General features: G+C 48.0%; 28 protein-coding genes. 22 read left to right on the forward strand and 6 right to left on the reverse strand.

Going from position 1 to position 18,632, the window contains the following annotated elements; genetic code table 11:
• Positions 1–64: 64 nt before the first annotated feature.
• From MHI33_RS07060 to MHI33_RS07080, 5 genes are all read right to left on the reverse strand, one after another.
• Positions 65–241 carry a hypothetical protein gene (locus tag MHI33_RS07060; RefSeq protein ID WP_445661774.1) on the reverse strand — a complete coding sequence of 59 codons (177 nt, stop codon included), beginning with the start codon at positions 239–241 and terminating at the stop codon, positions 65–67.
• Between the two features lie 204 nt (positions 242–445).
• On the reverse strand, positions 446–829 hold the full coding sequence (locus MHI33_RS07065) for a hypothetical protein (protein ID WP_340910259.1): 384 nt from the start codon (positions 827–829) through the stop codon (positions 446–448).
• A complete protein-coding gene (locus MHI33_RS07070) occupies positions 826–1,278 on the reverse strand; it encodes a hypothetical protein (RefSeq protein ID WP_340910262.1) in 453 nt (150 codons plus the stop codon). Before MHI33_RS07070 ends, MHI33_RS07065 begins: the two co-directional genes overlap by 4 nt.
• Complete coding sequence (locus MHI33_RS07075; RefSeq protein WP_340910264.1) at positions 1,250–1,483, reverse strand: hypothetical protein; 234 nt, start codon at positions 1,481–1,483, stop codon at positions 1,250–1,252. Before MHI33_RS07075 ends, MHI33_RS07070 begins: the two co-directional genes overlap by 29 nt.
• Positions 1,484–1,835: 352 nt before the next feature.
• Complete coding sequence (locus MHI33_RS07080; RefSeq protein ID WP_186320273.1) at positions 1,836–1,976, reverse strand: hypothetical protein; 141 nt, start codon at positions 1,974–1,976, stop codon at positions 1,836–1,838.
• A 118-nt stretch (positions 1,977–2,094) separates the two neighbouring features.
• Between MHI33_RS07080 and MHI33_RS07085 the strand changes: the two genes are divergently transcribed.
• The 6 genes from MHI33_RS07085 (at position 2,095) to MHI33_RS07110 (ending at position 5,225) form a co-directional block, all read left to right on the forward strand.
• Entirely contained in the window at positions 2,095–2,322 is a 228-nt protein-coding gene (locus MHI33_RS07085; protein ID WP_340910269.1) for a helix-turn-helix domain-containing protein, read from the forward strand.
• Between the two features lie 1,098 nt (positions 2,323–3,420).
• Entirely contained in the window at positions 3,421–3,714 is a 294-nt protein-coding gene (locus MHI33_RS07090) for a hypothetical protein (protein WP_340910271.1), read from the forward strand.
• A gap of 1 nt (position 3,715) precedes the next feature.
• Positions 3,716–4,015, forward strand: coding sequence for a hypothetical protein (locus tag MHI33_RS07095; RefSeq protein ID WP_340910272.1), 300 nt, complete (start codon positions 3,716–3,718; stop codon positions 4,013–4,015).
• Entirely contained in the window at positions 4,012–4,299 is a 288-nt protein-coding gene (locus MHI33_RS07100) for a hypothetical protein (protein WP_340910274.1), read from the forward strand. The genes MHI33_RS07095 and MHI33_RS07100 overlap by 4 nt, the downstream gene beginning before the upstream one ends.
• A gap of 115 nt (positions 4,300–4,414) precedes the next feature.
• The gene (locus tag MHI33_RS07105) at positions 4,415–4,699 is read left to right on the forward strand and encodes a hypothetical protein (RefSeq protein WP_340910275.1); all 285 of its coding nucleotides are present in this window, start codon (positions 4,415–4,417) and stop codon (positions 4,697–4,699) included.
• Between the two features lie 274 nt (positions 4,700–4,973).
• On the forward strand, positions 4,974–5,225 hold the full coding sequence (locus MHI33_RS07110) for a hypothetical protein (protein WP_340910278.1): 252 nt from the start codon (positions 4,974–4,976) through the stop codon (positions 5,223–5,225).
• A 16-nt stretch (positions 5,226–5,241) separates the two neighbouring features.
• Here the strand turns inward: MHI33_RS07110 and MHI33_RS07115 are convergent, their stop codons facing one another.
• Positions 5,242–5,787, reverse strand: coding sequence for a tyrosine-type recombinase/integrase (locus MHI33_RS07115; RefSeq protein ID WP_340910280.1), 546 nt, complete (start codon positions 5,785–5,787; stop codon positions 5,242–5,244).
• Between the two features lie 101 nt (positions 5,788–5,888).
• Between MHI33_RS07115 and terL the strand changes: the two genes are divergently transcribed.
• The 16 genes from terL to MHI33_RS07195 all read left to right on the forward strand — a co-directional run bounded on the left by terL (position 5,889) and on the right by MHI33_RS07195 (position 18,629).
• On the forward strand, positions 5,889–7,655 hold the full coding sequence (gene terL, locus MHI33_RS07120; RefSeq protein ID WP_340910283.1) for a phage terminase large subunit: 1,767 nt from the start codon (positions 5,889–5,891) through the stop codon (positions 7,653–7,655).
• Between the two features lie 17 nt (positions 7,656–7,672).
• Positions 7,673–8,098, forward strand: a complete 426-nt coding sequence (locus MHI33_RS07125) for a phBC6A51 family helix-turn-helix protein (protein WP_226014676.1) — start codon at positions 7,673–7,675, stop codon at positions 8,096–8,098.
• 3 nt (positions 8,099–8,101) lie between these two features.
• Complete coding sequence (locus tag MHI33_RS07130) at positions 8,102–9,703, forward strand: phage portal protein (protein WP_340910290.1); 1,602 nt, start codon at positions 8,102–8,104, stop codon at positions 9,701–9,703.
• Positions 9,703–10,533 carry a phage minor capsid protein gene (locus MHI33_RS07135; protein WP_340910292.1) on the forward strand — a complete coding sequence of 277 codons (831 nt, stop codon included), beginning with the start codon at positions 9,703–9,705 and terminating at the stop codon, positions 10,531–10,533. Before MHI33_RS07130 ends, MHI33_RS07135 begins: the two co-directional genes overlap by 1 nt.
• Before the next feature lie 63 nt (positions 10,534–10,596).
• Entirely contained in the window at positions 10,597–11,283 is a 687-nt protein-coding gene (locus MHI33_RS07140) for a phage scaffolding protein (protein ID WP_340910294.1), read from the forward strand.
• Between the two features lie 11 nt (positions 11,284–11,294).
• Positions 11,295–12,398 carry an SU10 major capsid protein gene (locus tag MHI33_RS07145; RefSeq protein ID WP_340910296.1) on the forward strand — a complete coding sequence of 368 codons (1,104 nt, stop codon included), beginning with the start codon at positions 11,295–11,297 and terminating at the stop codon, positions 12,396–12,398.
• A 49-nt stretch (positions 12,399–12,447) separates the two neighbouring features.
• Complete coding sequence (locus MHI33_RS07150) at positions 12,448–12,732, forward strand: hypothetical protein (RefSeq protein WP_066030316.1); 285 nt, start codon at positions 12,448–12,450, stop codon at positions 12,730–12,732.
• On the forward strand, positions 12,732–12,941 hold the full coding sequence (locus tag MHI33_RS07155) for a hypothetical protein (RefSeq protein WP_340910301.1): 210 nt from the start codon (positions 12,732–12,734) through the stop codon (positions 12,939–12,941). Before MHI33_RS07150 ends, MHI33_RS07155 begins: the two co-directional genes overlap by 1 nt.
• A 15-nt stretch (positions 12,942–12,956) precedes the next feature.
• Positions 12,957–13,343, forward strand: coding sequence for a hypothetical protein (locus MHI33_RS07160; RefSeq protein ID WP_340910304.1), 387 nt, complete (start codon positions 12,957–12,959; stop codon positions 13,341–13,343).
• A complete protein-coding gene (locus MHI33_RS07165) occupies positions 13,344–13,682 on the forward strand; it encodes a hypothetical protein (RefSeq protein ID WP_340910306.1) in 339 nt (112 codons plus the stop codon).
• The gene (locus MHI33_RS07170; protein ID WP_340910309.1) at positions 13,679–14,089 is read left to right on the forward strand and encodes a hypothetical protein; all 411 of its coding nucleotides are present in this window, start codon (positions 13,679–13,681) and stop codon (positions 14,087–14,089) included. The genes MHI33_RS07165 and MHI33_RS07170 overlap by 4 nt, the downstream gene beginning before the upstream one ends.
• Positions 14,089–14,463 (forward strand): minor capsid protein, encoded by a 375-nt coding sequence (locus MHI33_RS07175; RefSeq protein ID WP_340910312.1) that lies wholly within the window; start codon positions 14,089–14,091, stop codon positions 14,461–14,463. Before MHI33_RS07170 ends, MHI33_RS07175 begins: the two co-directional genes overlap by 1 nt.
• A gap of 42 nt (positions 14,464–14,505) precedes the next feature.
• A complete protein-coding gene (locus tag MHI33_RS07180; RefSeq protein ID WP_340910315.1) occupies positions 14,506–15,048 on the forward strand; it encodes a hypothetical protein in 543 nt (180 codons plus the stop codon).
• Between the two features lie 57 nt (positions 15,049–15,105).
• The gene (locus tag MHI33_RS07185) at positions 15,106–15,489 is read left to right on the forward strand and encodes a hypothetical protein (RefSeq protein WP_340910317.1); all 384 of its coding nucleotides are present in this window, start codon (positions 15,106–15,108) and stop codon (positions 15,487–15,489) included.
• 56 nt (positions 15,490–15,545) lie between these two features.
• Positions 15,546–15,803, forward strand: a complete 258-nt coding sequence (locus MHI33_RS07190; RefSeq protein WP_340910320.1) for a hypothetical protein — start codon at positions 15,546–15,548, stop codon at positions 15,801–15,803.
• A 21-nt stretch (positions 15,804–15,824) separates the two neighbouring features.
• A complete protein-coding gene (locus MHI33_RS07195; RefSeq protein ID WP_340910323.1) occupies positions 15,825–18,629 on the forward strand; it encodes a phage tail tape measure protein in 2,805 nt (934 codons plus the stop codon).
• Positions 18,630–18,632 lie beyond the last annotated feature (3 nt).

The following is an 18,632-nucleotide window of genomic DNA, read 5'->3' on the forward strand; positions in this document are numbered from 1 at the left end:
CCCCATTTAGAATGTCGGACTCTCCTGCCTTCTGAACGCCTTAAAGGACGTCTTTATTTTTGCGCTATATTCGCTTAGTCAGTCCGCATTCGGAGCATTTACGGAGAAATACTCCGCCTTTAATCGAACTGTTAAACTTCGACGTATCGCAATTGTCGCAACGTCCGCTCTTAACGTCCGGTAACTCGCGGATATCATAAACGACGGATACGTCATAATCGCCTGGCTGCGGTCTAGTCACGTCTTTCACCTCACAACCTACGTATTATAACGTATCTTGGCGCTTATTTGAACAACTTACCGAAAGTCCTTCCGATGCCGCGTCGCATGATCCGTCCACCTACGTCGTTCTTTTTTACCGCGTTCACATCGCCTAGGAACCGTGCCCACCCGTACAAGAATCTGCGGAATTTCATATCGTCGTCCTCCTTCGTATTTTAATCGTCTACCATCTCGTCACTGCGAAGCTCTTTGAATAGTAAGTGCCGAGTTTCTTCGTCTTGGCTGCGTTACTGTAAGCCGTTAATTTGATTCGATATTGCCCGTTTGTCATTGTCGAGGTGTAAAAGCGTTTGGTCGGCGTGCTTTTAACAAACTCGCCGCTTTGCGATTGTTTCGACTTCCAACCGTCCGTGTATTGTTGCTGAAGCGTCATTGTGTAATATACGCGGCTGCCGCTGCTTTTCGATGCCACAACGTCCACTGACGTCGCTTTAGGCGTGTAGTAGGGTGCGTCAACCTTTAGCGTTATAGATGCCGCGTTGGCTGGCGTTGCCAAGCCGAGAGTCATTAGTACCACCGCAATTGCTATTGTAATAAAACGTTTCATTCTGATTCCTCCCGTTGTTCATTATTTTCGTAAATGGTGCCTATTCTCTCATACGAATCTAGCTTGAGCATTGTGTCCTGGACGAGGTAATCCGGTACAATTACATAACCACCTTCATTTGTGCAGGCAGGGTCTGTAGCTTCCGCATAAAAACCGAAACATTTCGACGGCCCGTATTCATCCCCGCTTCCATCCTGTTCGTACTCACCGAATTTTACTGACGCTATATAGTTTCCGAACCAATTAGTAACATAGATTAAATCTCCGACAAACACGCCTTTTTCTTCGTCAAAACATAAATCCCGGGATATTAAGTCGTAATCTGAGTTATTAACGAATGGGGCGAGAGCTTCCGTTGGATTCGTTTCTAAATCAGCTAAGTAACAGCGCTTTGTTTCGACCTTGCCTGTATTTTTATGCTTAAATACGTATCTGATGAGGCGGTTCATATACGTCATCTCCTTCGAGTTTTATATCGTATCCGAACGCGATCAGAGCGAGTCTAAAGCCGAAGTCAAAGCCGGCAGGCGCATCGTCGCGTTCTCTTTTAAATAGTTCGGCGGCTCTTTGCAGCGGATCGGCTGTCGTTTGTGTACCGCCTAAAGCCGTTAGTTTTACGTCCACTAAGCGATCTCCTCCTCGATGTTCGGACATTTAGCGGCCGTTTCGATTTCTACGTCTAACCGGGCGAATGAACAGTCCGGGCAATTATACTCGATCATAAGGAATCCTCCACGATTTTAGTACGTCAGCGCCGTCTTAATTGCGTCGTAATAGTCTAGGTAGGGACGGCTGCTCGACGTCTTATTTTATTAGTGATTTTAAAGCGACCGTAAAGCCGAAAATGATTAACGTTGCGATAGCTGCGCAATCTATCGGCTGCATTGAGCCGTAATCCGTGAACGCGATCCAAACGACCAGTACGATAATGAGCAACGTATCAAGCGTATTAATTTTGCGCATGTGTGATATAATTGATTGAACCGGGGCTTAGCGCCCCGTCCGTTTACTTGCGACGTTTCTTCTTGGAGGGAGACCGTCGCTTTTTCTTTGCCTTCTTGCGTAATGACGTGATTTCCATTGCGGTTTTGATGATCGCCAACCACGACGCAAGCAAGACGGATATTTTAGTAGCTAGTTCAATCAATTCGTGCACCTCCTTTCTGTACCTTTATTATACGATATCGTATAACGTATGTCAACGGATATTGCGAAATAATATTCGTTATCGTATAATTACTTATATAAATACGGAGGTGGTGCGGATGGGCAAGCGCATAAACGTAAGGCCGCGTCTGAAAGAATTAATGAAGGCGGATGGTTGGACGCAAATAAGGCTGTCTGAAGCGTCGGGCGTTCCGCAGGGTTCTATCTCACGGTTCGATACGAATAGTCGGCACGAAGACTGGCAGGTCGTTGCGATCATGAAGGCGGGCGGTTGGAAGTACGAGGATCTGTTCGAAATAGAGGACGAAGACAGCGACGAAAAGTAGGGACGTTCAGGGCGAGCGTCTCTTTTTTTTGCGCCGAAAAACGGTTAGCCGACGTTTCAGTGTGGCGAAAACAGAACAAAACGGCCTTTCAGTGTGGCGAAAACAGAACACGTCAAAACCGCCTTGACGCTTAGAGCCACACGGGATACAGCCGTTTTTAGGCGTTAACGTTGTCTTATTCTTAAGGGAAAGACCTAGCGTCACTCCGTTCCGCAGATAACGCAATAGAATACATATATAGAAGGAAGGCGGCTTATTATTTGCGGACGAGGCGGAGCCGAGGGCGCTGTACTTAAATACATACGGAAAGGACAACGTTAATATAGCGGACATATAAACGATGACTAATCGTTATGATTGCGTAGGTATACCCATAAAACATGCGGATATGTATCCTATATAATGAGGACGTAAATGAACGTAACATACTAACGGTAGGGCAACGTATCAGCAGACGATAGGCAGCGGTTGATTAGCCGAATAGGGTACCGTCATACAGGCGCTATGTAACGGTAGGCACAGGTGGTGTATATAATATAGTACGAAGGCGGACGGTAGGGTGACGGTGAGGGACAGGCGAAGACATCCGTAATCAAGCAAGCGCCGCCAGCGGACGAGGCCTTCCGAAACTCGAGGGGTCAGAAGCCGAAGCCAATCCGTTTATGCAGGATCGTATACATGACGGCCGGCATAGGTAGCCCGCACGGATAGCGGCATGGCGGGGCTGGTGCGATGTATAAAGTTAATACGTTTCATTGCGCTGAACTAACGGCGTCCAACCGCTGTGCATCAACGTTCGTCATCAATGCGAATGTAACAGAAAGTCTTTTTGTTACTTTCGTTATGCAACGTTATGAATGCGTTATTCAATAATAAATGCGATAAATAAACGGAAGCCGCCCGCCCCCAAGCGCCCCAAACAAAAACGCGGAATCTAGTGAACAAAACTTGCGCACAATTTTTTAAACTCGGGGTGTTAATCGTCTACCCGTACGTAGACATACGTTATGCTACGATTCGCGCGGTCGTGGCTATCCGAAGATGTTCGGAGCAGGTAGAGGATTAATACGCTAAATTAAACGGAGAGGAGGCGCTAACGTGACGCTAATTACTGACGGCTGCATTCAATACGGTTCTAACGCCTATTTTACGAGAGGCACAAGCGCTAAGTTGCGGGAATACTTAGGTGCAATCGCTTCGGAATCTCTTCCGAACTTATACGAAATGTACGAGTTGAGACGCGATCAAGAAGAAATCTTAGGATTGTATCTGATCGGAGCCTATTCATACCGTCTTGTTGCGCGCTCCTCGGGTGTATTTCCGGAAGAGATTCCGTTATTTCCTGACGAAGACGGATACGTATTTTTTGTTATACGAGAAGGAGGGCGTTAGGATGATCGATGAAATTGACCGATGTATTCAAATCGCCGAAAACGTTTTTGTTAGCGACGACAGTAGTGATTCATTTCGAGAGTCGTTCGGAGAAAACGCCTCGGAAGTGTTGGCGAGTTTATATACGAAATATGTGCCGGATCGGATACCGACGGAACAATTCTCCGGTTCCTTATTATGCGTATATCTTTATAACGTAGATTCAGCTGACCTTAAAATGTGGGTACAGAAAGCTCCGTTGTATGTAGGCGATTACGGGCAGGTGTGTCTTATCGTTTGGGAAACGGAGGGACGTACATGACCGCGCTACCTACATTCGCTACTTGCGACGCATGCAACCAGCGAACCGCCATCGTATTAAAAGAACGCGCCGTACGAAAAGGCGTCGTCGAAACATACTTTGACTGCATCGTCTGTGGTACGCACTACCCGACCGCGATCACGAACAGCGCGCTACGAACGAAAATCGAGACGCTTAAGCAATTACGGCTTACGGACGGCTCAGAACCGTCTGCAATCGACGCGCTCAAATCGGAAATCACCGCCGATATGAAAGCATTGCGGGAACGGTACGGACTATCATAACGATTTTAACACGTAAAATGCACGAAATTAGACGTTTTGGTAGCCGACTAGGGTATTCGTAAGGGTAGATGGTGAAAAGCGCTGATTTCATGTTATTTTTAAGGAGGACGAATAGATGACGAAGTATCGCAAAAAGCCGGTTGTAGTCGAAGCGGTTCTTTTTGAGAGCGGTATGGAAGATGGTTACGCCAGTTATCAGGTGTTTTCGGACAAATTAATCGGGTATTTTCCGAAAGGCGGACCGATACCTAAAGCGAATAACAAACCGGCGATCAAAACTCTCGAAGGCTGGTATGAGGTTGAAGCCGGTAAGCATTACATCGTCACCGGGGTTCGGGGCGAGCGTTATCCGGTTGAAAAGGAGATTTTCGAAGAGACATACGAAAAGGTTAACGAATAACACGCAATCAGAACGAGGCTTCCGGCCATTCGACGGAGGTCTTTTTGTGCTTGCGTCTAACTGATCAGACGGCTAATGACCGTTGACGTACGTACATTCACCGGCACGCCTCTCGAAGAAGCGGACCACGGCCGGTGTGACAACATAGGGGCGCATGTTCCAAGGTGGCGATACGGTCTCCAAAACCGCGTGGGCAGGTTCGATTCCTGTCGCCTCTGTAAAAAGCGTGTTGCAACGTGAAGCACGCTTTAATAACGAAAGGGAGATGACGTGAATGGCGGAAAACAAACGCGAATCAGTCGGCAATTTAAACGTAAAGGTAGACGTAGATGTTTCGGAGGCTATCAAAGGCCTCAAAGCGGTTCAGCGCGAGGTAAAAGAGACGGTGAGGTCCCTAGCTGAACTAGACGCGGCGATGAGAGGGGATGAAAAGACGCCAAATAATCGCAGAAAAGGCGGCTGTGGAACTGTAGAGTCACCGTATGCGCTCGACTGGCGTCGGGGCGGCATAGATTCTTCGGAATAAATAAAAGCACCACGACCTAAATCGCGATGCTCTCATCTGCGTCCGAAATCTCGTCGGCCGTGATACCGATATATTTTAGCGTATCTTTTTCGGATGAATGCCCGAGTATAGCCATGATCCGATCGACTGCGATATTCATTTCGTACAGACGGTAGCCGAACGTTTTTCTAAGCGTATGAGTCCCGATGTTGCCGATCTTTTTAGCGATCTCGGCGCGCTCGGCGGCTTCGTTTAGAATGCGATAGGCTTGGACGCGACTGATTGGCTTGGCGCCCTTGCGGCTGGCAAATACGTAGTCTTCGTCAGCGCCTTCGAGTTCATTGACGAGCTTTTTGACGGATGCCGAGAACGTAATGACACGCGTCTTTCCGCGCTTGGCTTCGGTTATTTTAAGAGACGTTTGGCCGCGAAGATCGCCGACCTTAAGCGAAAGTAAATCGGAGATTCTCAGCCCAAAAGCCGTCCCTAATTGCAATAACAGACGGTCGCGCCCCGGTTTGAGGGCGTTTTTTAATTTATTGAAATCGCGTTTACTTTTGATCGGGTTCACTTCGTTAGCCATACGTTTCACTCCAATGTACTTTAATTATTTTTAAGTTACATTCATTATACGATAACGAATACGGTAAGTCAACGGCAAATAGACGGAAGGAGGACGATAACTTGGCGTATATAAATGGCAAGTTTTTAGAACGTGAAGAAAGACAGGCACGGATAGAGGCCGTCACGGAGCGGCTGAAGAAATTACGCGACATTATCAAAGCGGGAAAACACTCGGACTACCATGTCGATCTTATGCGGAAAGACCGCGACGAACTCACCAAACTAAAACGGGTACACCGTGCCGAGGTCGATATGCTCTATTTCTTCTACGAATACTTTTCGGAAGCAAGAAACCCGGGAAATCCGGATAACCTTGTACCGACGACCGCGGTAGACATGGACGACGCGCCGAATTTCCACACCAAGTTATCGTCGATCCTCGACTCGGTATCTAACCGAAATAAAACGGCGCGTATCGCATGGGCTGCGTCGCGGGGACACGCAAAGTCAGCGTATCTATCGAATGCCTATCCGGTGCGTGAAATCGTGTATAAAAAACGACGCATGATCTTGATTATTTCGGAAACGAATGCCGGATCGATCAAGTTCATTAAATGGGTCGCGGGACAGCTTAAGTACAACCAAAAGCTACGCGAAGACTTTGGCGAGGTCCTATACGAGCAGAAAACGCGCAACGAAAAGGATTCCGAAACGGCTTTTATAACAACGACCGGAATCAAAATGGAAGCGACGTCGCTCGGAACGCAGATTCGTGGTTTCCGTAATGGTTCGCAGCGACCGGATTTAGTTTTATTGGACGACTTAGAGTCGCTTGACTCGAACAATACGCCTGAACTGCGTCAGAAGGCAAAGGATTGGCTTAACCAAGACCTTATGCCAGCGGGCGATCCTACGAAAACAGCTTTTATTTTCATGGGAACACTTGTGCATTTCGATAGTTTGCTGAACTACGTACTGCAAGAACGTCGCGACTTCATTAAAAACAGCTTTCCGGCGATCATCAAGCCGCCGAAGCGAACCGACCTATGGGCGAAATTTGAACGTATCTACAAAGAATACGTACCAAGTGACGAAGAAGTCGAAGAAATGATGCAAGCAGAATCGGAAGACTCGATGTCCACGCCGAATGCGCGCGCAGCTATCCGTTTCTATGAAGAACATAAAGCGGAAATGGACGAAGGCGCCGAGGTTTTATGGCCGGGGCGTTTTCCTTTGCCTGCGCTGATGATCGAAAAGGTCAATATCGGCATAAAGGCGTTCAATACCGAATTTATGAATAATCCAATCGACGAGGATTCGCAGCTATTCAAGCCGGAATCCTTTTCGTATTGGACGGATTTTAAACTTAATCGTAAAGACTACGCCGTTTATATGGGGATAGATTTCGCAATGGGTAAAGAACGAGGAGACTTCTCGGCAATCGTGACAATCGCAAAACATAAAAAGACCGGAAAGATTTACGTCATTGACGCTTACGGAGAACGAATACATCCCGATAAGTTTCTGCGCAGGATTGTGGAGAAGGTTATCGAGTACCTACCCGATCGAATAGCGGCAGAGTCTCAAATGGCGCAAGAGTTCTTCATTGATACGCTGAAACGCGAGTTGGTAGTACAAGGATACCCGGCTGGATCGCGCGTCACAAAAATAAATCAACGATCGCGGAAAGAACTCCGTATCGAAGCACTCATGCCGCAGATCGAAAAAGGTGAGATCGAATTTCACCGCAGTCAAACGCTCTTACTCGAGCAGTTTGAGCGGTACGGCTCGAATTGGCACGATGACCTACCGGATGCGTTAGAAATGGCGGTGAGTGTCAGCAAGCGAGCGAAAACGATGCTTCAGGAGAAGCCGAAGTATATGTAACGAAAGGAGGACGTTAAATGTCGAGAATTAAGCAGCTAGAGGCGCAACTGTCGTTTGAGAAGCGGAAAGCCGCCCAGGCCTGCGCTTTGAATGAAATTATGCCGGAAGGCGGCGAGAAGAAAACGCAGGAGCAACTCGCAGAAGAACTAGGGATGTCGCGAATGGGGTTGTATCGATGGCGAACGCAAGATCCAACGTTCATTGAATACATGAATTTGTTAGCAGACGATATGCTTTCGAGTCACAGATCGGAAGTATACGGTCAATTAATGAAATTGATTAAGGGGCCGCAACCGTCCGTTAAAGCGATTGACTTATTCATGAAACGATACGGACTGCTTACCGAAAAGCAAATTATTACCGACAACACAACAACCGACGAGTCAGTCGATGATATTCAAAATGAAGCGGATAAGTTAGACGCACTTCTAAAGGAGGAATAAGCGATGGGTTTTACGGACTTATTTAAGCACCGCAACCACGAACCCGACGACGGATCGCATACTAAGACATACAGTATCATCCGACCCGGCGCGCAGTTTCCTCCGGCTGATTCAATCGAGCGACTAGCGAAATATCGGCGCATGAAAAAGTTGTTTGAGGGACGACAGCGAGACGTTTATGAGCGTGCAACCGAGGTGCTCAAAGACTCGCCACAAGCCGAGCAATTAAAGAAGCTATATATCGCGGTCAATCTTGCCGACATTCTCGTAACTAAGCCGGCTGACCTTCTCGTAGGCGAACCGGTTCAATTCGAAAGTGGACTACCCGACGACAGCGAGGAACAAAAAGCGCTGAATCGCTACGTAGAGGAAAACGACATTAATCAACTTCTTCACGAAAGCGCAACGGCTAACGCATTTCGAGGCGATTCATGGTTTAAGGTTCGATATGGCTACCGTCAAGACTTTACGGAAGTTGAGGAGCTCGGCTTACCCGTGCCAGCAGATGTCGAGATGGAAGCGATCATCGAACACGTAAGCGCTGGCGCAGTCTTTCCGGAGTTCAGCGCCGGCAACGTCAAGAAGTTAAAGGCGGTCAATATTGCGCAGATTGAATGGGTCGAAACGGAGAAGACGGAGATTCCGTTTTTAAACGTTGAACGACACGTACCAGGTTATATTCTGTACTCGCGGCATCGTTTGAACGAAAATGGCGTTGATACTTCAACGGGCACGCCGGTACCCGTATTTAAGATTGGTGAACAATTGCCGACAGGACGCGAAGAAGATATCGAAGAAACGCATCTGCCACACATTCCGGTCTTTCACGTACCATACAAGTCGATCGACGATGAATTTTTCGGGATTGGCGGCTTAGAAAAGTTAGAAACGGTATTTGCTGCGATTAACGACCGCCTAGTTCAGATTGACTATATTCTATGGAAGCACAGCGATCCTACGGCGTATGGACCGGAGATTCAAGACGAAGGAAACACGGTTCGCTTCGGCGGGGCTTATATTCCGGTAACAAAAGAAGACCATACGCCGGGGTACATGGTATGGCAAGCGCAACTAGACGCCGCCTTTAAAGAATTAGACGTTCTTCTGAGTACCGTATTCATGATGTCGGAAACGCCACAGTGGCTTTTCGGAACCACGATGTCAGGTGATAATTCAGGCGGAACAGGAACTTCTCATACAGATGGAGCCGCAATCAAAGCACGCTTTATGCCGATTCTTTCGAAAGTAAAACGAATCAGAGCACACTATGATAGAGCGATCCGAGACGCACTGTGGACGTGCATGTTATTAGAGAAGGCGGTCAATCGAATCAAAATCGATGAGGCCGTTTACCCGCGAGCTATTTGGAACGACGGCATTCCGCAGAATGAAAAAGAACTTGCGGAGATCATGCAGATCAGAACAGCAGGCAAGCCGACTATTGACGTGAGGGGCGCAATCAAGGCGATGGACGACGTTGATGATGAAAAAGCCGACGAAACCATGAGACGTATTGAAGAAGACGAAAAGTCCGCAAATGGCTTCGTGGATGCGTCGATCTTTAATGAGTCGGAAGTGCCGCCGGAACCCGAGGACGATGAGTAATGGCGAAAGTACCGGCACCTAACTACGATTATCAAACGAAGCAGCTTGCCGGCTATTATCGAACCGCCATAAAAGACATCCTCTCCGAACTCGATCGCGTCGATATTTCTGATTTCCGACGAGCCAATGCGCTTGCTACACTTCAGTCGATCAGCCGAATTTTAGCCGACCTCGATACAAAGTCGGCACGGTGGGTCAGTGAGAACGTGCCTATTGCTGCGAGAGAAGGCGTAATAAATACGCTGGTTTCACTTAAGATTGCGGAATCAGTTGAACAAGCGGCTCTTATCGTAAAGTTCAACGAGTTAAACGAAGCAATGGTTGCGGCAGCTATTGCGGACACACAAGCGGACCTTCTAGCGGTCACGCAAAATGTAGACCGGAAAACAAAAGCCGCAGTCAGGCGCGCCGTTTCCGATTCTATAAAGTACAACATGGCGTCGGGCACAAATGGAATGCGTACGATTCGAGACGATATCAAAAAGCGTCTCAAAGAATCCGTCATGACCGGAATAGTCGACGCAAAAGGACGGCGATGGAAGCCGGAAGTATATGCCGATATGGTGACTCGGACAAAAATGATGCAGACATACCGTGAAGCAACGACTAACGAAGCCGTTGATCGCGGCGTTTTGTATGCGCAAATATCGGCACATAGCGCTAAAGACGCCTGCCGCGGTCACGAAGGCGAGATCATAAAGCTGACGCCGGAAGCGCCTGGCGATTTTAAAACTTACGAGGAATTGCAAGCAACGGGTGAGATATTTCATCCGCGCTGTAAGCACGTATATTCACCGATTAGAGATGTCGATTTATTGTCCGAACGTTAAGACGTTAAACTAAACGGTTGTTTTAACTAATAGGCGACGGCCTTAAAACGGTTGGAGGACGATATGTTTGTAAAACGATTTATGCCGTTATTTGACGCAGATGATCAAGCAGGCGGGGGTCAGGCGGAAGAACAAACGCCGACGCAACCTAACGATGATCAGCCGAAGAAGCTCGAACTCACGCAGGAAGAACTGGATGCATTGATTACCAAACGCATTAGCCGCGTTGAATCTAAGTACGCAGATTATGGCGATCTAAAAGAGAAAGTATCAGCGTATGAAAAAGCGGAGCAAGAAAAGGCAGACGCAGAATTGACGGAACTCGAGCGAATCAAAAAGGAACTCGAAGCGAAATCGGAGACTGAGATGTCTCTTGCGAAGCAAATCGAGGATCTTAAAAAAGCGGACGAACAAAACAAAATTACGAACGAGTTTATTAAGATTGCTACGGCTCACGGCATCGCCTATGTTGACGACGCATTACGTCTCGCAGACTTATCGGAAGTTAAGGTCGATGAGGGTAAAGTGCTCGGAATCGAGGGTGTTGTTAGGGAGATCGTTGACAATAAACCATACCTGATTAAATCCACTCAAAATAGTAAGCCAATAGGTCAACCTACAAATGGAGGCGGAGAATCAGGCGGGGAAATCAAGACTTTAGAAGCTCAACTAACTACTGCGAAGAAGGAAAAAAACTTTTCAAAGGTTGTTGAGATTTCTAACAAAATAAAGAGTCTACTAAATAACTAGGGGGAAACTAAATGTTAAAGAGTTATGATTTTAAGGATCAAGTACGTCAGTTGGACGCGGGAATCGAGCTAATTCTTCAAGACGAGCCGACTCTTTTAGGGCTTGTGGGACTAAATGGTGAAGCACTCTTCCAAACTAAATACGAGTGGATGTCAGATCGTTTAAACTCGAACTTAGCAACGATTAAAGAAGTAGGGTCAGACGGTAAGATTACTGTCGCAGAAGATGACGGATCTAAGTTCCGTAAAGACGCTATCGTTGTTGTCGGGGAGGAATATCTTAAAGTTACCGACGTTTCGGGCGATGTGCTGACAGTTATTCGAGGATTCGACGGCACTACTCAGGAAACGCTAAAAGCTGGTGCTGAATTGCGAATTGTTTCACGCCCGCAAAATGAAGGGGCAGGCGTAGGTATGGACGAAGGACATGATCGCTACGTCGATTACAACTTTACGCAAATCATCGAAAGATATGCAGCGGTTTCCAACACCCAACAAGCTGTCAGAACGCACAATGTAACGGATGAACTTAATTACCAAGTGCAATTAAGACTGAAAGAAATGGCGCGTGAGTTCAACGACTGGTTGATTTATGGACGTAGAATTGACGGTAAGCCACGTATGACTGGCGGTCTTTTAAACTTTGCGAATCTTAAAGGATCAGCAAAAGCAAATTTAGAAGGAAAAGAAGTAGAGGCTAAAGATATTAACGCACTGATGGAGCAGGTATATCTCAGAGGTGGCTCTGTAAATACGATTTTAACGAATACAGCAGGCGCTCGTCAGATTTCAAAAATGGCGACGGATACTATCCGAACTGAACGTACAGACGCAGCTACAGGCCACAGAATCAGCACATTTGTTTCAGACATGGTTGGCGGCGGAGTCGCTACGGTCATTGTTGATCCTAACTTCCCGAAAGATAAGATCGCTTTGTTCGACCGAAGCATCCTTTCGCTACATCCTTTGACTGGGCGTTCTGTATACGATACGGACGCGAGCGTTCCAGGCGCAGACTTTGTCGCAAGACAGATTCGCGGGGAATACGGCATCAAAGTTAAAAACGCTAACGAAAAAATTGCGATTCTCGAAAACATCGCAACGACTGTATCTTAATCGACGGGCTTAATTGCCCGTCTTTTATTTTTGAAAGGGGGAAATACATTTGGCGATAACGGAGAGTCAAAAACAACGTTTGAACGAGTCTATGCCTATTGCGAATGAATTGAAACTGGGTGACATTATCCAAAACCTTCAATCTTCTGAAGGCGGGTCATTAGTTATTGAGGATGGCGCAATTAAAAATAGGCATATTGGAGATGGGGCCGTAAACTCTCGAACCATAGGAAAAGGCAGCGTTTTTCTCGATAATCTTAATACGGAAGTCAAGTCGATTTTAGATGACTATCGAAGTCGTTTGGAGGCGTTAGAGGGAAAGGGGTCTAGCTAATGGCACTTTATAAAGCGGCACCTTTTTATATGATTGGAAGTTCCCAAAAGATTGTTTTTGATCACAATGGGACATATGAGACGGACGACTCGGACGAGATCAAGTTGTTAGATGGATTGTGTCCGAAGTGGGTTACTTGTATAAAACCGGAGGATAAACCGAAGCCGGCGCCAGCTAAAAAGCCCGCCAAGAAATCCTCCGCAAAATAACAGGAGGTGGGGCGAATGGCAGCTACGGTCGAAGGTGCAAACGAATACATCAATACGTTTTTAGTAGATACCGAGGATTGGATCGACGCAGATGAAGCGAAGAAGAACCGGCTAATAAACCGAGCTTCTTCGACTTTGACGAGGGTCTTTCCTACGTACGTTATACCCGACAAAGCGGTTTATGAGTTTGTTAACGTACTAGCTATCGCGTACAACGATACGAACCGACTGAACAAGCACGGTATTTCTTCGTACTCAATCACGGGCGTCGCTGCGTTTAACTACAAAGACACACTTCGTAGCGAAGACGAGGACCTTATTCCACGCGAATCAATCAGCGCTATCAAAGACGCAAACGGCGTTCAAATCGGAGGCAAACGCATCAGAAGGACGGTGCTGTAAATGGCGATTTTTCCAATGCGCCAAACTATTACGGTGAAGCGACTATCTGCTGAGCGAGACGTTTGGGGAAACCCGATAAACGAAGCCGAAGAGTTTACACTAAAGTGCCGTATCGATGAAGGTTCTACCGCGGTTAAGTCACGCAACAACGGCGTCACTAAGTCCGAAGAAACAGTCGCATCGGCTCGTATTCTACTAGAACGCCTGGCGGACATTCGCTATACCGATATTATTTCTTACACGAATGAGCTCGGAGAAACGATGGAAAAGAGACCGAAGGAAATCAACGTTAAGAGACATATCGGTGGTAAAGCGATTCTCACGGAGGTGCTTCTATGAGTTTTACGTTCGATGCAAGTAACTTTATTAGCGGAATCAGCGCCGCCAGTCGAGGCGCCCTCGAAGGCGCAGCACATGCGCTTGGTGATTCAGGTGAAGACCTCGCAAGAGTTGCGCAGAATATCGCGCCGATTGACAAAGGGATGCTTCGAAGCAGCGTTAAGAAGAAGTTTAAATTGACGGCGGGAAAAGCGTCGGTGGACGTCTCATTCAGAGCGGTCGAGGACGGCTTTAACTACGCAATTTGGACGCACGAAATGGATTACAAACTCGGACCTACGTCGGCAGGCGCTGGCGGAATTGATGGCTACGAGGTCGGCAACAAGTACCTCGAAAGACCATTACGTGGAAACGCGGATAAGTACGTTCGATGGATTGCGGATGGCGCACGCGGAGGGCTGACATAATGCGTATAGTCGAATTAATTAACTTCATCAAAGCACGAGTCGACGGTGATTACTACGCAAATAAATTTTCAATAGACGGTGAGGGAGCGGAAATATCGGTCAAGTTAACGGGAGGCTTCCCGACGTCTAAGTACACCGGACTAAAGCGGCCGTCTTTTCAGATACTCGTTCGAGGCGAAGCAAGGGACGGCGAGGGGACGGAAGACAAAGCGTTCGAACTATACGATGCGCTTACGAATTTGTCCGAAGTTCAGGTCGGCGAAAGCTCGATCGTACAGATGCGCTGTAATAACTCGGCGCCATTGTATTTAGGAGACGACGAATCCGATCGTCCAATATATTCATTAAATTTCGATTGCGTAGAGCGTCCTTAGGGGCGCTTTTTATTTTGCGCAAATATAAAAGGAGGAAAACGAATGGCAGCAGGCATTAGAGGAATTAACGTTCCTATCGGGCCGGCGATCGTCGAGTTTGGCGAAGGTTCCGAACTAGTTACGTTTGATATCACGAAAGGCGGTATCGTCTTTAAGGCGGAAACGTCGATTCAAGATACGACGGTTGATCAATACGGAGACACGCCAGTCAAGTCAACGATGAAAGGCCGTAACGCGGAAGTAACGGTCCCATTCGCGCTTCATGACTTAGAACGGTTATCCGCAGCAATGCCGAATAGCCGACTAGTTAAGGATAGCACGGACCCGGCGAAGATGAAATTAGTCGTTTCCGGTAAAGCAGGCTTCGATATGTTAGCGGCGGCCAAAAAGCTCGTTATCAAACCGACGGCTACGGGTACGACACCTAACGACTACATCACAATTCCACTTGCGGGAGCTATGTCAGATCCGGAGTACACGTACAATTCAGACGATGAGCGTATCGCAAATCTGACGTTCAAAGCGTATCCGGACACGGACAACGACGGCGACCTATTCATCATGGGCGACGAATCAGCGGAATAACAACGGAAGGCATCGCTTAGCGGCGGTGTCTTTTTAATTTAGAAAGGAGGTTACGCAATGAGCTTATTTGGTATCGGAGGCACGAAAAAGGTATCAAGCGAACTTACACTCGGCGACAAAACGGTTCAAGTACCGAAGCTAACGCCGGTCAAATGGAAGGAACTATTCGAGGTGGTCGATCGTTTGCCGCATTTATTCTTTACGGTTCTAAGCACAAACGGTCAAGACGATTTTGCAGCGACTTTAGTTGCGGCTATTAATCTAGCGATGGATGAAGTCGTAAAGGTTGTCGCTGTCCTTTCCGGACTAGACAAAGACTATGTGCAGGAAAACGTCGGCACTGACGAGATTGTCGAGTTTTTAATCGCGGTCGTTGAAAAGAACCGTCTACAATCAGTAGCAAAAAACCTACGAAGCCTTCTTCCGAAAGTAGCGGAGTAAAACAAACGGATGAAGGCGAGAACACAATCGATGACTACTTAATAGATGCGGCGGTTTTGCTGGGCGTCACACAACGGCAAATCGAAGATGATTACTACATGGTCGACATTCCGAAAATCTTACGCGCCAAAACGAAGGCTAATGCGATCGATCGTCTCTCGATGATTTCGCTACTTGTCGGGTCTGAAGGGCGTGCCATGGATGACCGCGAGTATCAACGTCTTGTAAAAGACTTACGTAAACAAGCCGGCTATGTTGACCGCGAAGAATTTGACCGTGAAAAGTTCGAGCAATTGCGGAACTTCTTTAAATAACGGAGGAAAGGAGGAAAACAAATGGCAGGTGTATCAGTAGGCGAAATTACTGCGACGCTGACACTACAATCGAACCAATTCACGGCGGGTGTAGCGCAGGCCCAGGCGCAGATGCAGCAGATGGGCAATACGGCTAATTCGTTAAGCTCGCAAATGGGCCTCGTACAAAAAGCGGCCTTAGCGGTCGGCGGCGCAGTCGTGGTCGGCATCGGGGCATCTGCGAAAGCTGCGGCAAACTTCGAACAACAAATGAGCGCTGTCAAAGCGGTATCGGGTGCGACAGCCGGCGAGATGAAGACGTTGACTGACCTCGCAATCAAGCTAGGCGAATCGACGTCATTTAGTGCGACCGAAACGGCGCAGGCGACCGAGGAACTAGTAAAGGCCGGCGTAACGACGAAGGACATCATAAACGGAGGCTTAGCGGGCGCGCTCGACTTAGCGGCGGCAGGCAACTTAAACCTTGCGGATGCGGCCGAGATTGCCAGTACGGCACTTAACGCGTTCAAGGCCGACAGCTTATCGGTGTCAAAAGCGGCCGACATTCTCGCAGGCGCAGCAAACGCATCGGCGACGGACGTAGGCGAGATGAAATTCGGCTTGGCTCAGGTATCTGCGGTCGCGTCCGGAATCGGAATGTCGTTTAAAGACACGGCGACGGCGCTTGCGGTATTTGCACAGAACGGAATCAAAGGCTCAGACGCCGGTACGTCGCTTAAAACGATGCTATCGCGATTAGAACCACAGACGAAGCAGCAACGCGAAGAAATGATGGAACTCGGGATTATAACGTCAGACGGAACGAATAAGTTCTTCGACCAGGCCGGCTCTTTAAAAGACTTGGCGACTATTTCCGGCATTCTTCAGAACGCATTCAAAGGCCTAACGGATCAGCAGCGGCAATCTTCGCTACAGACGTTATTCGGTTCGGATGCGGTGCGAGCTGGTACCGTCTTCTATAAAGAAGGCGCAAAAGGCGTTGAGGATATGGCGGCGGCCATGTCGAAAGTAACGGCGGCTGAAGTATCGAAAGTAAAGCTCGATAACTTTCTCGGGTCAGTCGAAGAACTTAGTGGCGCAGTCGAAACGCTCGGCATTAAGCTCGGAAACGAGTTCTTACCGCACCTACGTAAAATAGTCGATATTGGAGCCGATTTAGTGCGGGCATTCAGTTCGATAAATCCGAGCGTAGTAGCAACCGGTCTTGCAATGGCGGGTACGTCGGCGGCGATCGCCCTTACGGCTTCGTCCGCGATCAAACTCGGCTTCGCATTGCGTGGATTATTCGCGGCGATGGGGCCTGCGGGCTGGATCATAACGGGCCTTTCGGTACTTGGTGGCTTAATGGTCGGCGTTTCTGCGGGCTACAAAGCGATGAATACCGTCAGTCTCGAAGCAGCAAACGCGAAACAAAAGGAAGTCGACGGGATCAATAAGACGATCAAAGAGTACGACGGCTTGCAGTCGAAGATGAAGCTGACGAACGATGAGCTGCTACGCTACTTAGACAACAAGGACGCGCTGGCTAACGAGAAGGATTCGGCTGCGATTAAAAAGCTAAACGCAGAGCAAGACGGCTTACGTAAAAGCTCGGGTCTTACGAATGAGGAGTTCGACCGGTTCTTACAACTGAACGATCAGATCATCAAGAAGTCTCCGGAAACAGAGGCGGCTTTCTCGGCGCAAGGTAATGCGATCGCTAAGAATACCGAGGCGATGAAACGATTGAGTGCGGAGAAAGCGGAAGAATTGCGCTTGGAACTCGAAAAGCAAAAGACGCTCGCAGAACGAAATATGGACGGTCAGCTACAGAAAGAAAAGCAGCTTAAACAAGAGATAAACGGCATCACGGAACAGCGGGCAGACAAAGAGCAGGCGGTTGCAAATCAACTAGCTGTCGTAGAAAGTATCGAACAGAAAATTGCGCAAGCAAAACAGAACGGCGATAAAGCAACGGCAAATATGCTCGAAGTAAATCTCGCGCAAGAGAAGCGCATTTTGGAAGCAAAGCAAACCGAATTAGTGAAGAGTACGGAGTCTTTACAGAAAAAACGCGCCAGCCTAGCGGAGACACAAAAGGAACTTTCGAAACTCGATCAAGTAAATCAAAAAATGATCCAACTAGAGCTTCGACAAGTCGGGCTTACTGCGAAAAAGGGGCAAGGCGTCGCAGTCATAGATAGAGAGATAAGTAAACTTCGAGATGCTCGTGCAAACCTAATCAACAATACGACTGAAGCGGATAAGAAGACGGCTGAGTATCGAGAATCATTGGCCGCAATTGAAAGCGAGCTATCGCAGTTAGAGCGGACTAAGAACAAGGTTATCGAAATCACCGGCCAAGCCTCGAACATGAATGCGGAGCTAAGCAAGGATCTTAGTAAGCGTATTACGATAATCACTAACGATGTCACACGTAAAACAGAACGAGCTGTCAGCCGTGGCCGAGGAAACGAAGGAACGTACCACGTCGGAGGCATCGTCGGTAAGCCGGCCGGCAAGCTACATTCAGGTGGCATGGCATCGAAGTTTATTGATCGTCCGATGAGTCACGAAGTTGATATCCGCGCGCTACGAAATGAAATGGTCTTGACGGAAGCGCAGCAGGCGAATTTATTCCGGATGCTAGACGCTGGACATACGGCTCGGGTTGCGTCAGCAGGCGGCAACAGTCCGCAAATACAGGCGCACCTATCCAGCCTCGCAACTGCTATCGAGTCTCTTAAAGGGCTTTCGGTGGTTATGGAGGGCGAAGTGGTCGGGCGTATTGTCGAACCGCACGTAAGTAGACGGCAGATGGACGAAATAGATCGAAGCAGTTATTAGGGA

This window comes from Bacillus sp. FSL K6-2971 (genome assembly GCF_038006405.1).
GTDB lineage: Bacteria > Bacillota > Bacilli > Bacillales > Bacillaceae > Bacillus > Bacillus pumilus.

What these genes read in the sequence shown, in the direction of transcription:
- MHI33_RS07180 (WP_340910315.1), top strand. Translation starts at nt 14,506, where the DNA reads ATGGCAGCAGGCATTAGAGGAATTAACGTTCCTATCGGGCCGGCGATC.
- MHI33_RS07195 (WP_340910323.1), top strand. Translation starts at nt 15,825, where the DNA reads ATGGCAGGTGTATCAGTAGGCGAAATTACTGCGACGCTGACACTACAA.
- MHI33_RS07165 (WP_340910306.1), top strand. Translation starts at nt 13,344, where the DNA reads ATGGCGATTTTTCCAATGCGCCAAACTATTACGGTGAAGCGACTATCT.
- MHI33_RS07085 (WP_340910269.1), top strand. Translation starts at nt 2,095, where the DNA reads ATGGGCAAGCGCATAAACGTAAGGCCGCGTCTGAAAGAATTAATGAAG.
- MHI33_RS07185 (WP_340910317.1), top strand. Translation starts at nt 15,106, where the DNA reads ATGAGCTTATTTGGTATCGGAGGCACGAAAAAGGTATCAAGCGAACTT.
- MHI33_RS07155 (WP_340910301.1), top strand. Translation starts at nt 12,732, where the DNA reads ATGGCACTTTATAAAGCGGCACCTTTTTATATGATTGGAAGTTCCCAA.
- MHI33_RS07105 (WP_340910275.1), top strand. Translation starts at nt 4,415, where the DNA reads ATGACGAAGTATCGCAAAAAGCCGGTTGTAGTCGAAGCGGTTCTTTTT.
- MHI33_RS07115 (WP_340910280.1), bottom strand. Translation starts at nt 5,787, where the DNA reads ATGGCTAACGAAGTGAACCCGATCAAAAGTAAACGCGATTTCAATAAA.
- MHI33_RS07075 (WP_340910264.1), bottom strand. Translation starts at nt 1,483, where the DNA reads ATGTCCGAACATCGAGGAGGAGATCGCTTAGTGGACGTAAAACTAACG.
- MHI33_RS07110 (WP_340910278.1), top strand. Translation starts at nt 4,974, where the DNA reads ATGGCGGAAAACAAACGCGAATCAGTCGGCAATTTAAACGTAAAGGTA.
- MHI33_RS07175 (WP_340910312.1), top strand. Translation starts at nt 14,089, where the DNA reads ATGCGTATAGTCGAATTAATTAACTTCATCAAAGCACGAGTCGACGGT.
- MHI33_RS07070 (WP_340910262.1), bottom strand. Translation starts at nt 1,278, where the DNA reads ATGAACCGCCTCATCAGATACGTATTTAAGCATAAAAATACAGGCAAG.
- MHI33_RS07140 (WP_340910294.1), top strand. Translation starts at nt 10,597, where the DNA reads ATGTTTGTAAAACGATTTATGCCGTTATTTGACGCAGATGATCAAGCA.
- MHI33_RS07100 (WP_340910274.1), top strand. Translation starts at nt 4,012, where the DNA reads ATGACCGCGCTACCTACATTCGCTACTTGCGACGCATGCAACCAGCGA.
- MHI33_RS07095 (WP_340910272.1), top strand. Translation starts at nt 3,716, where the DNA reads ATGATCGATGAAATTGACCGATGTATTCAAATCGCCGAAAACGTTTTT.
- MHI33_RS07170 (WP_340910309.1), top strand. Translation starts at nt 13,679, where the DNA reads ATGAGTTTTACGTTCGATGCAAGTAACTTTATTAGCGGAATCAGCGCC.
- MHI33_RS07135 (WP_340910292.1), top strand. Translation starts at nt 9,703, where the DNA reads ATGGCGAAAGTACCGGCACCTAACTACGATTATCAAACGAAGCAGCTT.
- MHI33_RS07125 (WP_226014676.1), top strand. Translation starts at nt 7,673, where the DNA reads ATGTCGAGAATTAAGCAGCTAGAGGCGCAACTGTCGTTTGAGAAGCGG.
- MHI33_RS07160 (WP_340910304.1), top strand. Translation starts at nt 12,957, where the DNA reads ATGGCAGCTACGGTCGAAGGTGCAAACGAATACATCAATACGTTTTTA.
- MHI33_RS07145 (WP_340910296.1), top strand. Translation starts at nt 11,295, where the DNA reads ATGTTAAAGAGTTATGATTTTAAGGATCAAGTACGTCAGTTGGACGCG.
- MHI33_RS07065 (WP_340910259.1), bottom strand. Translation starts at nt 829, where the DNA reads ATGAAACGTTTTATTACAATAGCAATTGCGGTGGTACTAATGACTCTC.
- MHI33_RS07130 (WP_340910290.1), top strand. Translation starts at nt 8,102, where the DNA reads ATGGGTTTTACGGACTTATTTAAGCACCGCAACCACGAACCCGACGAC.